This is a genomic window from Catellatospora vulcania, assembly GCF_009720385.1.
Lineage (GTDB): Bacteria > Actinomycetota > Actinomycetes > Mycobacteriales > Micromonosporaceae > Catellatospora > Catellatospora vulcania.
The window spans coordinates 265,859-280,311 of record NZ_WARX01000007.1 but is presented as its reverse complement, the minus strand read 5'-3'; the positions used below and the strand labels follow the sequence as shown (position 1 = coordinate 280,311).

Annotated in this window: 14 protein-coding genes; 5 read left to right on the top strand and 9 right to left on the bottom strand. The window is 71.9% G+C overall.

What is annotated here, in order from left to right; translation table 11 throughout:
- The first annotated feature begins 8 nt into the window (after window positions 1–8).
- Complete coding sequence (locus tag F6W97_RS29375; protein WP_155373792.1) at window positions 9–527, top strand: NUDIX domain-containing protein; 519 nt, start codon at window positions 9–11, stop codon at window positions 525–527.
- 9 nt (window positions 528–536) lie between these two features.
- Here F6W97_RS29375 and F6W97_RS29370 read toward each other — a convergent pair whose 3' ends face one another.
- The 6 genes from F6W97_RS29370 to F6W97_RS29345 form a co-directional block, all read right to left on the bottom strand.
- Complete coding sequence (locus F6W97_RS29370; protein ID WP_155373791.1) at window positions 537–1,199, bottom strand: hypothetical protein; 663 nt, start codon at window positions 1,197–1,199, stop codon at window positions 537–539.
- A 253-nt stretch (window positions 1,200–1,452) separates the two neighbouring features.
- A complete protein-coding gene (locus tag F6W97_RS29365) occupies window positions 1,453–4,254 on the bottom strand; it encodes a DUF5682 family protein (RefSeq protein ID WP_155373790.1) in 2,802 nt (933 codons plus the stop codon).
- Window positions 4,251–5,363: an ATP-binding protein gene (locus F6W97_RS29360; protein WP_155373789.1), complete on the bottom strand. Its 1,113-nt coding sequence runs from the start codon at window positions 5,361–5,363 to the stop codon at window positions 4,251–4,253. Before F6W97_RS29360 ends, F6W97_RS29365 begins: the two co-directional genes overlap by 4 nt.
- A 12-nt stretch (window positions 5,364–5,375) precedes the next feature.
- Window positions 5,376–6,719 (bottom strand): VWA domain-containing protein, encoded by a 1,344-nt coding sequence (locus F6W97_RS29355; protein ID WP_155373788.1) that lies wholly within the window; start codon window positions 6,717–6,719, stop codon window positions 5,376–5,378.
- Window positions 6,716–8,098, bottom strand: a complete 1,383-nt coding sequence (locus F6W97_RS29350) for a hypothetical protein (RefSeq protein WP_230687072.1) — start codon at window positions 8,096–8,098, stop codon at window positions 6,716–6,718. Before F6W97_RS29350 ends, F6W97_RS29355 begins: the two co-directional genes overlap by 4 nt.
- On the bottom strand, window positions 8,098–8,601 hold the full coding sequence (locus F6W97_RS29345; RefSeq protein ID WP_155373787.1) for a hypothetical protein: 504 nt from the start codon (window positions 8,599–8,601) through the stop codon (window positions 8,098–8,100). Before F6W97_RS29345 ends, F6W97_RS29350 begins: the two co-directional genes overlap by 1 nt.
- Before the next feature lie 204 nt (window positions 8,602–8,805).
- Here F6W97_RS29345 and F6W97_RS29340 point away from each other — a divergent pair, with 204 nt between their 5' ends.
- Window positions 8,806–9,429, top strand: coding sequence for a hypothetical protein (locus F6W97_RS29340; RefSeq protein ID WP_230687071.1), 624 nt, complete (start codon window positions 8,806–8,808; stop codon window positions 9,427–9,429).
- A 151-nt stretch (window positions 9,430–9,580) separates the two neighbouring features.
- Here F6W97_RS29340 and F6W97_RS29335 read toward each other — a convergent pair whose 3' ends face one another.
- On the bottom strand, window positions 9,581–10,552 hold the full coding sequence (locus tag F6W97_RS29335) for an NAD(P)-dependent alcohol dehydrogenase (protein ID WP_155373786.1): 972 nt from the start codon (window positions 10,550–10,552) through the stop codon (window positions 9,581–9,583).
- Between the two features lie 215 nt (window positions 10,553–10,767).
- Here F6W97_RS29335 and F6W97_RS29330 point away from each other — a divergent pair, with 215 nt between their 5' ends.
- From F6W97_RS29330 to F6W97_RS29320, 3 genes are all read left to right on the top strand, one after another.
- Window positions 10,768–11,484 carry an alpha/beta fold hydrolase gene (locus F6W97_RS29330; RefSeq protein WP_155373785.1) on the top strand — a complete coding sequence of 239 codons (717 nt, stop codon included), beginning with the start codon at window positions 10,768–10,770 and terminating at the stop codon, window positions 11,482–11,484.
- Between the two features lie 75 nt (window positions 11,485–11,559).
- Window positions 11,560–12,168 carry a TMEM175 family protein gene (locus F6W97_RS29325; RefSeq protein WP_155373784.1) on the top strand — a complete coding sequence of 203 codons (609 nt, stop codon included), beginning with the start codon at window positions 11,560–11,562 and terminating at the stop codon, window positions 12,166–12,168.
- 42 nt (window positions 12,169–12,210) lie between these two features.
- Entirely contained in the window at window positions 12,211–13,413 is a 1,203-nt protein-coding gene (locus F6W97_RS29320; protein WP_155373783.1) for a hypothetical protein, read from the top strand.
- A gap of 86 nt (window positions 13,414–13,499) precedes the next feature.
- Here F6W97_RS29320 and F6W97_RS40260 read toward each other — a convergent pair whose 3' ends face one another.
- Window positions 13,500–13,643 carry a GPGG-motif small membrane protein gene (locus F6W97_RS40260; RefSeq protein WP_196279381.1) on the bottom strand — a complete coding sequence of 48 codons (144 nt, stop codon included), beginning with the start codon at window positions 13,641–13,643 and terminating at the stop codon, window positions 13,500–13,502.
- A gap of 133 nt (window positions 13,644–13,776) precedes the next feature.
- Complete coding sequence (locus tag F6W97_RS29315) at window positions 13,777–14,304, bottom strand: hypothetical protein (protein ID WP_155373782.1); 528 nt, start codon at window positions 14,302–14,304, stop codon at window positions 13,777–13,779.
- Window positions 14,305–14,453 lie beyond the last annotated feature (149 nt).

Sequence of the window (14,453 nt, the reverse complement as noted above, 5' to 3'; positions counted from 1 at the left end):
GTGCGCCCATGGCCCCTACTCGCCTTGAGCAGCTAGTCCTCGATGCCGCGAAGTCTGATGCGGCGGCGGCGGTGCTGAAGTTCGACGATGCACAGAGCTGGCTGGACGTCGCGGTTCAGGGCCCGGCGGAGCCCCTTGGCGCCGAAGCCTGGGTGTTCGATCCTGATTTCACCCATGTCGTGTTGGTCCGCCACCCATGGCGGGCCTGGGTGCCGCCGGGCGGCAGGGTCGAGCCCGGGGAGACGCCTCGCGAGGGAGCGGCGCGGGAGCTGTTCGAGGAGACCGGTCTGCGGGTGGAACTGCTGGGCGAGCCGGCGGCGGTGGCGGTGCGCGCGTTCCATCCGGAGCTTCCGCCGACGCTGTCCCTCTCCTACGCAGCGGTAGTGCCCGCCTCGACCCCGCTGACCGGGGAGGACGGGCAGCAGGCCAGCTGGATGCGGCTGGACGAGGACTGGGAGAGTTACTTCCCCGAGGACCGGTCCCGGATGCGGCACTTCGTGACCCTGCAGAGGGCCGCCTCCGCCTGACGACCCGGATCAGAGCTCGACGCGCTGCCAGGACGGACCGGCGTACGCCGGTGGATCGTCCAGGCCCCACTGGTTACTGAGCCACGTCGCGGGCCACTGTTCGGGCGGCCCGGCAAGCAGCGCCCGCGCCTGGGCGGCGCTCTCGTCGGGCCTGTCCTCCTCCCAGGGCACGCTCACGAATATCTGGTACCTGGCCGGCTCCTCGAACCAGACCTCGAGCTCGCCTGGGCGGTAGGCACGGACCCTGACGCCCTCGACTCCCGGCGGCAGGGCAAGACCGGTGAGGAGGATCCGCCCGGCCCGGCGCTCCGCCGTCTCCCAGCTGCGCTCGGCGCCGATCCGGGCCACCTCGGCGTCATAGGCCGCAGCATCGAACAGCGCCGTACGCCGCTCGCCCGCCCATGCTCCGCCGCGCAGCCGGCCCCACTCCCAGTGCACGGCGTCCCCCTCGCGGCGAATGCACGCCGTGATGGCGAAGCATCCGGGGCCGCAGCTCGGGCAGCAGGCGATCGTCGCGGTCGTGGCCTCGCGGGTCGCCACGAAGCGGTTCACCGGCACCAGCACGTGCCACGGATCGGGGCCGCCGTTGTCGTCGGCCCGGCTGACATCCTCGCCGTCGATACGCACGATCACGCGCAGGTCCTCAACAGAAAACGACACCGACGACCTCATGCCAGGCAATCTATCGTCGCCTACCGCTGCCCACCTGGCTCGCTCCTGATCGTGACAGCCCTGGCGGTGGTCGCCACTCCGGCTGCCTGCCGGGGAGAGCACCTACGGGGCTGACCTGGGCCATTCGGTGAACGGCGAGCCGGAGCGGCCCGCCGCCAGAAGATCGGAGCGTCGGCTCCGGACACGGCCCACAGGCAGGGCCGCCGACCGCGGTGGCCCTGCCTGTGGGCGGGGCCACCGCGGTCGGCTCCCGTCAGCCGGCGCCGGTCGCCGCGGCGAGCGCGACGGCCGACTCGGGGTAGCGGGCCAGCAGTTCGCGCACCGCCCCGGTGCCGGTGTCCCGCTCCGGCGACGCCCACTCGCCGTCACAGCCGAGCAGCGCGGCGAGCGCATCGGTCGGCACCGGGTACGTGGCCAGCAGCATCCCGACCGGTCCTGCCTGGACACGCGGCGCGCCGGCAGTGGCCGGTTCCACGGCCGTCGTCGACCAGGGCGGGGTCCACGTGTCCAGGGTCGGCAGGTCGCCGGGGAACACCCGGCCGGCCTCGCGGACCAGCAGGCCGACGTGGTCGCCGCCCTCCTTGCGCAGGGTCGTGATCAGGGTCGGCAGCCAGGGCAGCAGCACCGCGTCGGGCAGCCGCCCGAACGCCTGCGAGATCGCCTCGACAACGAACCCGGCCAGCGCCGGGACGGGTTCCAGGGCCTGCACGAACCCGCTCAGGTATTGCGGGTACGCGGGCAGCACCAGCGGATTGTCCAGCAGTGCCGCGCAGCGTTCACGCAGCTCGGCGCGGGGCAGCACGCCGAGCTGGTGCTGTGCCGCCCACAGCAGCGCGGTCTTGCCGGGCGTCGTCGGGTGCGACTGCGCCACGGCCAGCTCCAGCTGGGCCCGATCGCAGCCCAGCGACAGCGCCAGGCTTTCCATGCTGAACAGGAAGCCCAGCATCGCGGCGACCTGCTTGGTGCCGGTCTCCTCCTCGACGAAGGCGTTCGGCAGCAGCGTGCAGTAGTGGGCGTACCCGGCCTTGACGAACGACTCCAGCCAGGCGGGCAGCACCGGCTCGGTGGCCCGGTAGTGGGCCAGCAGGCGGCGGGCCCGCCGCAGCACGTCCGGCGCGTCGTCGACGGTGCGTTCGGCGGCCAGCAGGTCGACCGCACGCGCGCCCAGCTCGTCGGCGAAACGGCGGCTGCGCAGGTACAGCGTGGCGTCCTCGACCGCGCCGAGGGCGACCGCGGCGGTGGCCTGCGGACCCCACACGGAGCGACGCAGCCGCTGTTCGAGCACCTGCTCGACGGTGATGCCCTCGTAGCCGAGCTCGATCAGCTCCCGCTGGTGGGTGCCCAGCGCCAGGTCCCAGGACTCCTGGATGGCCCGGTGGCCGAGCCGCCGCTCGCCCATGATCGGGCGGGCCGCGCCTTTGGGCAGCAGGTGCCGCAGGATCCACAGCAGGTCGGAGCACTTGCCCAGCACCGGATCGCCCGCGATGTCGAGCAGCGCCCGCTGCACGCCGCGCTGCTCCAGTTTGAGGCCGAGCGGCGCGAGCCGGTCGTGCACGTCGCGGGCCAGCGGCGGCAGCGACTCGTAGCCGACCTGGCCGATGCGGTCGCCGCCGAGCATGATCTCGCAGAGCCGCCGCACGTCGCGGCGGCCGGGCACGGACTCCTTCTCGATGCAGGTGACGGCCGCGTCCTGGAAGTCGTACGGCGTGGGCCGGGCCCGGCCGCGCATCCCGGCGAGCAGGATCGACGTCTCGAACACGGCGATGGCGTCGGCGGTGCTGGCCAGGTAGCCGTTGCGGCGGGCCAGCCGCACGATCTCCACGGACCAGCCGAGCAGCTCGTCCTCGTCGAGCGTGTCGAGCACCGGCGGCCGGGCGAGGAACCCGGACAGCCGGTCGGCGACCTGCTGGGACTGCGGTGTGACGACCGGAACCGGCTTGGCCTTCTTCTTCGCCGACGCACGACCCTGCTGGCCCTCCAGCCGGTACGGGACGACGCCGGTGCGGGTCAGGGACTTCGCGAACACCGCGGCGGCGATCGACACCGAGCCCGAGGCCAGCCCGAACTGGGCCTCGATCGAGGAGTGGCTGGACGGGATCAGCCCGTAGTGCCATTTCGTGGCGGTCCGGGGGCTGATCTCGTACGTGTCCGCGCCGTGCAGGCCGAACTCGGCGACGTGGCTGGCCGCGTGAAACGCGCCGCAGATGTGCAGGGCGTCGGCCGCGTCGATGCCGGAGGTGGCGAGGTGCTGCCGCATCCGGGTCCACATGTAGCGCTCGCGTTCCTCGTCGGAGGCGACCCGGTCGTGCGCGCCGGGGGCGAGCCGCCGGAACAGGCTGCCGATCAGGACCATGACCTGGCGGTACGTGTCGTAGTCGGCGTCGCCGAGGGGCTGCTCGACGTACTGGTCCCACCACTCCGACCAGTGGCGCACCTTGCCGTGGTGCAGCAGGTGCTCCTCGAGTTCGGCGAAGCGCGGCCGCAGGTCGCCGATCTCCACGCCGACGGCGTCGCCGTGCAGGTCCGCGTCCTCGGCGGGTTCCGCACCGGGCTCCAGTGCCGGTTCGGCCGCCTTCTCCTTGCGTGGCTGCCACTGGAACACGTGGTCGGTGGACCGGTCGACGAGCACCAGCTCGACCCCGGGCGTGTCCAGGGCGTACGCGATGGCCTGGTATTCGGCCGACGCCTCGGTGATCGGCGCGACCACCGACAGCGGCGCCCAGTCCTGCGGGAATCCGTCGAGTTCGGACGCGAACGCCTGCACGGCCACCGGCAGGCGGCAGTTGCGCAGCTCGGTGAGCAGCGGCGTCAGGTCCTCGCACAGCTCCAGGTAGATGACCTTGGGCTGCTTCTCGCGCAGCCTGCGGGCCATCGCCATGGCGGACGCGGGCGAGTGGTGGCACACCGGGAAGATCTCCAGCGGTTCGGCGAGCGCCCGGTCGACGTCGTCCACGATGCCGGAGAGGATCCCGGCGAGCGCGTCCGGACCGTCGGCGAGCGCCGCCGCCGCGTCGAGCAGCTGCGAGCGCAGCGCCCCGAAAGTAGGCGTGCTCACGACAGCGTCTTGATCGCTTCGCGGCCGCCTTCGAGGAACTCGGTCCACGACCCGCCCTCGGCCTTGCTTCGCGGCTCGACGACACCGTGCCAGTACTTGTTGAGGATGGCCAGGTCCTCCGGTGCGCGCCGGGCCAGCGACCCGACCAGCGAACCGGCCAGCGTCTGCGCCCGCAGCGAGCGGTCGCCGAAGAAGTTGCTGTGCAGGATCGCGTCTTCGAGGACGCCGATCTGCTCGGCAGTGGACAGCGCCGACTCCAGCTTCTCGTCGTCACTGCCCGCCGACGCGGCCGCGGCGCGCAGGTCGGCGAAGCTCTGCAGCAGGATGTCGAGCAGCGTCGGCGGCACGTCCAGCTCGATCTGGTGCCGGCGCAGCAGCTCCACGGTGCGGAACCGTACGATCTCGGCTTCGCTCTTCTTGTTGGTCACCACCGGGATGCGCACGAAGTTGAAGCGGCGCTTGAGCGCCGACGACAGGTCGTTGACGCCCCGGTCGCGGCTGTTCGCCGTGGCGATGATCGAGAAGCCGGGCTTGGCGAACACGATGTTGTCGTCGTCGAGTTCGGGAATGGACACGTACTTCTCGGACAGGATCGAGATCAGGGCGTCCTGGACGTCGCTGGTGGAGCGGGTCAGCTCCTCGAAGCGGCCGATGACGCCCTGCTCCATCGCCGTCATGATCGGCGACGGGATCATCGAGGCGCGGGACTGGCCGTTGGCGATGACCGCCGACACGTTCCAGGAGTACTTGATGTGGTCCTCGGTGGTGCCGGCGGTGCCCTGCACGACCAGGGTCGAGTTGCGGCTGATCGCCGCGGACAGCAGCTCGGCCAGCCAGCTCTTGCCGGTGCCGGGGTCGCCGATGAGCAGCAGGCCTCGGTCGGAGGCGAGGGTGACGATGGCCCGTTCGACGAAACTGCGGTCGCCGAACCACTTCTGGGCGACCTCGCGGGGCAGGCCGTCGGCGCGTTCGCTGCCCAGGATGAAAAGCCGTACCATCTTCGGGCTCAGCCGCCACGAGAACGGCTTCGGGCCGTCGTCGATCGACTCCAGCCAGTCCAGCTCCTCGGCGTACTTGGTCTCGGCGGGGGCGCGCAGCATCTCGGTCATGGGTCGGTTCTCCTATGCCAGGAAGTTCTTGAGTTCGAACACGAGCTTGCGGATGTGGCCGGACACGACCGGCGTGCCGAGGTCCTTGAACCGCTGGCGGAACCACGGGTTGACGATGTTCTGCCCGGAGCTGGTCACCGAGCCGACGGGGATGAACCGCACCCCGGAGCGCTGCACCGCCACGATGCTGTCGTACAGCGGCTGGGAGCGGTCGAACTCGTAGAAGTCCGAGATCCAGACCATCGCGGTGTTGGCCGGTTCGGCGATCTTCGGGCGGGCCATGGCCATCGCGATCGGCCCGTCGTTGCCGCCGCCGAGGTTGGTGCGCAGCAGCACCTCGAACGGGTCGTGCACCCACGGGGTCAGGTCGATGGCCCGGGTGTCGTACGCGATGAGGTGCACGTCCACCTTCGGCAGCCCCGCGAAGATCGAGGCGAGGATGGTGCAGTTGACCATCGAGTCGACCATCGAACCGGACTGGTCCACCACCACGATCAGCCGGGACGGCGTGGTCTTGCTGGCGGTGTGCCGGTAGAACAGCCGGTCGACGTAGAGCTTCTGGTCGTCCGGGCTCCAGTTGGTGAGGTTCTTCCAGATGGTGCGGTCCAGGTCCAGGTTGCGGAACACCCGCTTGGGCGGCACGCTCCGGTCGATCTTTCCGGTGGCGGTGCGTTCCACCTGCGTACGCAGCACCGCCGCGACGTCGTCGACGAACCGGCGGATCAGCGATTTGGCGTTGGCCAGCGCCACCCCGGACAGGTTCGACTTGTCCCGCAGCAGTTGCTCGATCAGCGACATGCTCGGGGTGAGCTGCGCGGCGAGCTTCGGGTCGGCCAGCACCTCACGCAGCTGCATCCGGCTCACCAGGTCGCCTTCCAGCTCGCCGAGCGTGCCGCCCATGCCCTGCCCGCTGTCGCCGCCCGCTCCCCCGCCGCCCTGGCGGCGCAGGCTGCCCGGCTCCTCGCCGAGCGCCCGCTCCAGCCAGCCCGCGTCGGACTGCCAGCGCGAAAGCTGCGTCGCCGACACCGAGCCCGATCCGGTGTCGAACACGTTGAGCAGCAGCTTCGCCGCGAGCGCGGCCCGGCGTACCTCGGCGGCCGGGTCGCGGCTGTCGTCGTCGGAGGCGAGGTTCTCGGCCGTCATCAGGCCGTCGAATTCCGCGGCCAGGTCGGGGAAGCGCTGCACGATGTTGTCGATCGACACCGACGGGTCGAGCAGCGCCGCGGGCAGGCCGATGTCCTCGGTCACGGCCAGGCTTGCCGCTTCCAGGGTGCTCTGCTCCTCGCGGCTGAACAGCCGGGCGATGAGCCGCCAGTAGATCACCTGGCGGCGGTTGAAGTCCGCGTCCACGGTCATCTGCGCAGCAACCTTCCGGCCCGTTCGCGCAGCACCTTCACCGCGTCCGCGGCGGCTGCCTCGGCCTTGGCTCCGGCCGCGTCGGCGGCCCCGCCCGCCCAGGCACCGGCGTGCACGGCGACCGTCTTGCGCTTGACCTGTGCCTCGACCGCGAGTGGCTGGATCGTCCAGTGCCCGTCCCAGCGCAGCAGCCCGATGCACGCCGTGGATGCGGCGACCAGCGCGGGCGTGAGCGGCCCGGCGCCGTGCATCCGCTCCAGGTCGACCTCCAGGGTGAGGCCGGGCAGGGTGAGCGTGACACCGTCGTCGTGCGCCGCCGTGGTGTACCCCTCGATCAGCACAGGCTCGGCCAGCCTGACCGGGTGCCGTTCCAGCGGCGGGACCGGCGCGGCGGCCGCGGCGGCGAGCTGCACCCGTGCGGTGGCGAACGGCTCGGCGGGCGTGCCGGGTTTCGCGTGCGCATCGGACCAGATCAGGTCGCCGCCAGGGGTGACCGGCATGTCCGTCAGTTCCATCGCGCGCTGCTCGGTGATCGCCGCGAGCAGCGCGCTGTGGCTACGCAGCAGCTGCCACACGCCTGACCCGACCAGCGTGTCGACCTTCGGGGCGGAGACGCTCGCGCGGACCAGGCGCGGCCCGTCCGCGGTCTCCAGCACGGCGTGCACCTGCGCCTGCACCGCGGTCGGGTGCTCGTGCAGGTCGATCCCGAGCGGCAGCAGCCGCCCGGACACCGCGCCCGCCTCGGCTGCCGCGAGCGCGCCCGGCTGGGCCAGCAGCACAGCCCGGGCCCACAGGTCGGCCCAGCGGCGCACCGGCACCCGCGGCATCGTCGCGCCCGGGGCGCTGGCGCGCAGTTCACCGGCGAAGCCGTCGAGCAGCGCGCCGAGCCGGCGCAGCCGTGGCTCCGCGAGCAAAGCCTGCACCGCCTGGTCGGCGTGCGACACGAGGTCGTGGTCGATGCCGCGCCAGCCCGCGATGGCCAGATCGGACAGCCAGGACCGCGCCGCTGCCAGCAGGTTGTCGGCTCCTGCCGAGACGCCCGGCCCATCGGCGGGCCATGTTCCGCGGCTGCGCCCGGCCGCCTCGTCCAGCCTCGCCAGCAGCGCGTCATGCGCCGCGCCCAGCAGCGCCGAGCGGGCCGCGACCAGCGCCGCCAGATGCTCGTCGGAGATGGAACCCGCGATGGTCTTCTCCACCGCCTCGGCCACCCGGCCGGCCAGTGGAGTCCCCGACACCGCCGCCGCGAGCGCGTGCAGCGCCGCGATCTGCTCCGCTCCCGGCCGCAGCAGGCCGCCCACCAGCGCGCCGTCGAACCCGGCCACCACGTCGTACGCCTCGGACACCCCGTCGACCGGGGTCGTCAGCAGGTCGAACCGCATCAGCGCACCGCCCCGCCGGCCGGGAACCAGTGCAGTTCGGGCAGCGGCTCGGTGGTGGCAGGCAGCTCCAGGTACGCCAGGTGGCGCAGGAAGCGGCTGAACACCGGCGCGCCGGCCGACGGCTCGTGCCACGCGTTGACCGCGGCCAGCACGGCCGCGCCGGTCGTGGCGTCCTCGGCGACGTCGGCGCGCAGGTAGCGGGCCACCCGGGCGACGCCGTACTGCAGCACGGCCTCGTCGGCCAGGGCGCGCAGGTGGTTGCAGCCGCCGGAGCGGATGCCGCCGCAGGGGCGGTTGTTGTTGGTGCTGCAGTGGAACGAGTGGTTGGCTGCGGTCAGCGAGGAGACGTACACCCGCTCGATGTCCGAGCCGCTGGACACCACTCCCTGCAGCCGCCCGTCGGCCAGCTCCACGAACGGCACCTTGGCGAGTTTGCGCGGCCGCGCGGGCGCGACCACGCGCGCGGCGCTGCGCTCCTCCCACGGTTTCTGGGCAGCATTCACCCTGCCTGCACCTCCTTGAACGGCGGTTCCACCGGCCAAGGTCGGCTCCGGCGGCGCGGTGAAATTACCGTCGCCGCCCGACAGTTTCCACCCGGCCCAGGCAGCGCACCGGAGCCGGCCACCCGCCGGGACCGAATGATCAGCCGTGAGACACTGCTCCACGCCACTCGCGGTCGGAGGACACCGTAGCGACAAGGAGATCGCGTGCTCGTGACGATGGATCTTCCCACGCCCGCGCAGATGCGCGGCCGGCTCGCCGCGTTCGCGGCCATCTGCGGTGCGCAAAGCCGCGAGCGTCGCGGCTGCTTCGCCGACGGCCCGCTGTGGCACTTCGACGACTGGGGCGGAAACTGGGCCGAGTTGCATCACGACGGTGGTGGCCGGGTGGTCATGGTCGGCAACGACCATGAATACTCCGAGACCCACTACGGCCCGTTCGCCCAGATGTTCTCCGAACCGGAGACCGACCTGCTGGCCGGGGCGCCGCAGTGGTGGGCTCCGTACGCGCGGCAGGTCATCGCCGGCGGCGAGCGGCTGGGCTTCGTCTACGGCTTCGACGGAGCGTGGCGGCGCGCGGACTACGACCTCTACGACGGCTTCGCATCCGTCGGCATCCCCGCCCTCGATGACGCACACTGCGTCGAACTGGTCTCGGAGTTCGCCAAGGACGCCCGCACCGGCGCACCGGATCCGGCCGCGATCGAAGCCCTGATCGCAGCGGACGCCGACGTGACCGCCGCGCAGGTCGCGGCAGTCATCGGCGACAAGTGGGACGCGGCTGCGGGCGCGGCCGCCGCCCGCGCCTTCCTCGCGGTCGAGCTCGCCTGAGCGCGCTGACACGCTCTCCAGCCGGGCTTACGCACGTTGCGCGGAGACGTCCAGCACGACGGTGATGTTCACGCGGCCTGCTGGCGGCGGCTCGCCCGCTCCCGTCGCACCCGGTGCAGCCGGTCGCATCGTGTGTACGCCGTAATACTGATCAACTAGCTCCACCGAGCGTGATGACCACGTTGCCGGTCTTGTGACCGGTGTCGACGTAGCGGTGCGCGTCGGCGATCCGCTCCAGCGGATAGGTCCGGTCGATGACGATCCGCAGCCGGTCCTGCTCGATGAGGTCGCGCACGTAGGCCAGCAGCTCGCCCTTGTGCACCGACATTCCGCCGACCACGCGGCGGCCCCGGGACAGCCCGGTCAGCCAGACCAGCGGCACGTTGTGCAGGCCCGTCGTCGGCACGTAGCAGCCCCGGGGCGTCAGCGACGGCCGGCAGGCGCTGAAGGAACTCCGCCCGACCGTGTCGAAGACGACGTCGTAGCGCTCGCCGTTAGCGGTGAAGTCCGCTTCCGTGTAGTCGATCACGTGGTCCGCGCCGAGTTCGGCCACCAGGGCGGTGTTGCGGGTGCCGCAGACCCCGGTGACGTGCGCGCCGAGGTGCTTGGCCAGCTGGACGGCGTACGTGCCGACGCTGCCGGACGCGCCGACCACGAGCACCCGCTGACCCGGCCGCACCCGGGCCTGGTCCCGGAGGAAGAACAGCGCGGTGGTGGCCCCGTCCACCGCGGCGGCGGCCTGCTCGAAGGTCGTGTTCGCGGGCATCACCGCCAGCGAGCCCAGCTCCGGCATGCATTTGTAGTCGGCGTACGCGCCCAGCCCGAAGCCGGTGAAGCCGAACACGCGGTCGCCGGGCCGGAACCGGGTCACGCCCGCGCCCACCGCGGCCACCTCACCGGCCAGTTCCATGCCGAGCCTGCGCATCCGGCGGCGCGGCCGGGTGAAACCGATGACCACCCGGCCCCAGCGCGGCTCGCCGCGCCGCATCGCGCACTCGGCCGACGTGACGGTGGTCGCGACGACCTTGACCAGGACGTCGCGGTGGCCGGGCACGGGCGGGTCCACCTCGGTCAGGCGCAGGACGTCCGGGGAGCCGTAGGCGGTGTGCTCGATCGCTCGCATGGGCGGTCCCATCCCCGAGGTGGCATCGGGCGGACGACGTCGGCCGATGTCCTCGACGCTAGGCCCGCTCGGTGGCCCGCCGCATCGGCGTCATCCCCGAACCTTCCCCCTAATGACACTCACGGTAGTGACTCAGGTCACGCTCCGTCACAGCGCCTGCGGCTGCCCTGTCTTAGCTGGTTGAGCAGGGCAAACCTTACGAATGGGAGAAGAAGATGTCCGACCACCAGCCGACCGTCGTCCTCGTGCACGGAGCGTTCGCCGAATCCGCGAGCTGGTCCGGTGTCGTCGAGCGGTTGCGGGCGAGGTCGATCGACGTCGTCGCGGCCGCCAACCCGCTGCGCAGCCTGCCGGGCGACGCCGCCTACGTGCGCGATGTGGTCGCGGCGATCGACGGACCTGTGGTGCTCGTCGGCCACTCGTACGGCGGCATGGTCATCACCGAGGCCGCCGCCGGCAGCGACAAGGTCGTCGGCCTCGTCTACGCCTGCGCGTTCGCGCCCGATCAGGGCGAGTCGGCGCTCGCGCTGTCGGCCATGTTCCCCGGCAGCACCCTCGGCCCGGCGCTGACCGGCCACCCGGTCGCGACCGGCGGCAACGAGCTGGCCATCCGGCCGGACGCGTTCCACCGGCAGTTCGCCGCCGACGTCCCGGCCGCCTGGGCCGCCGTGATGTGCGCGACGCAGCGCCCGGTCACCGAGCTCGCCCTCACCGCGGAGCTGCCGACGAGCACGCCGGCGTGGAGGTCCGTCCCGTCGTGGTTCGTCATCGGCGACGCCGACCGCTGCATCCCGGCCGAGCTGCAGCGGTTCATGGCGACCCGGGCCGGCGCGAAGAGCGTGCGGGAGGTGCCCGGCGCGTCCCACGCGATCAGCGTCTCGCAGCCCGACGTCGTGGCGGCGTCGATCATCGAGGCCGTGGACGCGGTCTGACCCGATCCGGGGTGAGGTCCTGGTTGTCTCCTCGGACCTCACCCCCCCGGCGGAACGAGGAAGGGCGGTAGTGCGGTGAGAACCGGTCGGGTGGAGGCGTTCAGTGACGGCGTGCTCGCCATCATCATCACGATCATGGTGCTGGAGCTGCGGGTGCCGGAGGGTCACGACCTCTCCGCGCTGCTCGACATGACCGGCACCGGGCTGCTGACCTACCTGCTCAGCTTCGTCTACATAGGCATCTACTGGAACAGCCACCACCACATGTTCCATCTGGTGCGGCGGATCAGCGGCGGGGTGCTGTGGGCGAACCTGGCGCTGCTGTTCTGCCTGTCGCTGTTCCCGTTCACGACCGCCTGGGTGGACGAATCAGGGTTCGCGCAGACCCCCGTCGTCGTGTACGGCGTCAACCTGTTCGGCGCGGCTCTCGCCTACGTCGTGCTCCAGAACGTGATCATCCGGGGGCAGGGGCCGGATTCGCCGCTGCGCCGGGCCGTCGGGCGCGACCGCAAGGGCAAGACGTCGCTGGTGCTCGACGTCGCGGGCATCCTCAGTGCCCTGCTCGTCGGCGGGCAGGCCGGGGTGTGGATCGCGCTGGCGTGCTACGTCGCCGTCGTGATCATGTGGGTCGTCCCCGACCCGCGCATCGACCGGATCGTCCACGAGACCGCCGGTCTGACCTGACCGGGCACCCGCCGCCGACGGCCATCCATTACCTTGGCCGCCATGGGATTGCTGGGAAGGTTGTTCGGATCGCCCCGGGACAGGTTCGCGGCCGAGGCGCTCAGGATCACCCGGCGCACCCCGGGGGTTCTCCGGGTGGCCTACGACCCGGCGAAGTTCGCCATCGCGGCCTGGCGCGACGGCACGACCAGCCCGGTGTGGATCTACCTGTCGAACGTCTTCGCCGAATGCGAGGGGGCCGGGGCGGCCGGCCGACGCGAGCGGATCACGCAGCTCGTGCGCATCATCATGACCCCGCGCGCGGACGAGACCTGGCCGCAGGTGCGCCATCGGCTGCGGCCGGTGCTGCGCGCGGAGACGTTCGGCCAGGCCGGGCCGATGGGCATGGTCCCGCCGCTGTCCCGGGCCGCCCTGCCTCACCTGCGCGAACTGGTCGTCGTCGACAGCCCCGAGTCCATGGCGTACGTGACCCCGCCCCGGCTCGACGAGTGGGAGGTGACCGCCGACGAGGTCTTCGCCGCCGCGCGCGAGAACCTCCAGCGCATAGCCGAGCGCTCGCTGAACCGCGGGTGGCCCGATGCCGGCGCGCTGATCCGCATGGTCGACACCGGCGACGGTTACTTCACCTCACTGCTGCTGGCCCCCGGTTGGCTGGCCGGGATCAGCGAGGCGATGCAGGCGCAGGTCGTCGCGTTCGTGCCCGACGTCAACACGGTCCTGCTGTGCCCGGTCGGCGAGGGCGGCATGCCCAGCCTGTTCTCCCTCATCGAGAGCGAGTTCAACGAGGCGACCCGCGGGGTCTCCCCGGTCGGTTACGTCGCCGGCGAGCGCGGCCGGGTCACGGTGTACGCGCCGCCGCCCGGCCACCCCGATCACGTGCCCGCCCGGCGGGCCCAGGTCGTGCTCGCCCACACCGAGTACGGCGCGCAGACCCGGTGGCTGGCGTCCCAGTACGCCGAGCACGACATCGACGTCTTCGTGGCCGCGCTGATCGCCGCGGCCCGCCCCGACGAGCCGGCGATCACGGTCACCACGTGGACGGACGGCATCACCTCGCTGCTGCCGGAGGCGGATTTCGTCGCCTTCGTCCGCGACGGCGAGACCTGGGGCCGGGTGCCGTGGCACGAGGTCGCCCGGCTCGCCGAGCTGACGCCAGTGCCGCTGCTGGCGCCCACCCGCTACCAGGTCGGCGGCTGGCCCGCCCCGGAGGTCATGGCGCAGCTGCGCGCCCACGCCGTCGACTGACGCCCGTCGGCGGGAACAGGAGTCCCCGCTCGTATCGGCCGAAACCGCCCGGGGCGGCCGTAAACGAGCGGGGACGCGTGTTGAGATCAGGTGAAGATGCTGACGCCGCCGGGGCCCACGAGCAGCCCGATGACGATCAGCACGATGCCCCACAGGATCTCCCTGCGGATAAGGGCGAAAATGCCCGCGACCACCAGCACGACCGCGAGAATCCACAGCAGCGTGGCCATTTCCTTCTCCCTCTGTGACTGCCGGCCCTGGTCGGGCTGGACTCTTCGGCGCGCGGGCCGACCAGGCAGGTCGGCCGGGAGCCGCATCACATAACGGGTACCCCTGGGTGATTCATGTCAAACCGCCGCCGGTTCAGCCGACCTCGACGGGGTCGAGGCGCAGCCGCTCGATGAGGCCGCTGCGGTGCATGGCGGCGACCGGGGCCACCAGGTCCGGGTGGCGTAGCAGGGCCGCGGCGCGGGCGTCCTGCTCGTCAGGCGAGGTGAGGCGGCTGAAGTCGCGCTCGACGACCTGGGCGTGCTCGCAGTCCGCGGTGGCGCTCACCGCGTCGGCGGCCAGCCTCGGGTCCGACAGCAGGCAGGCGGCCCAGCTGGCGACGACCTCGTCGACCCAGCCGCGCCAGATCCGGTCGGCGGCAGCGGGCTCCTCGTGCTCGTCGACGCGCATGACGCGGTCCAGCCCGCCGGAGCCGCCCGGCCCGAGCATGGACAGCAGCCCGGCGTCCATCTCCGTCGGGTAGCGCAGCCAGGCCGCGACGGTGGCCGCCTGCCGGGCCTGCGCCAGCACACGGGCAGCCTGCGCCGGCCCGCCGTCGGACGGGTACGCACGGGTCAGCCAGTGGGTGGTGGCGGCGATGACGGGGGCCAGGCCTGCGGTCACGACTACCTCATTCGGGGTGGCACAAGACCGCGCCGGTGCGGCCTGCCCCGCTGGGGCCAGCGAGGATCAGCAATGTTAGCCAGGATAAGGGCGAAGACCATTCCATGATCTTGATTGCGTACGCTCAGCGGGCCGCGAGGATGTGACAT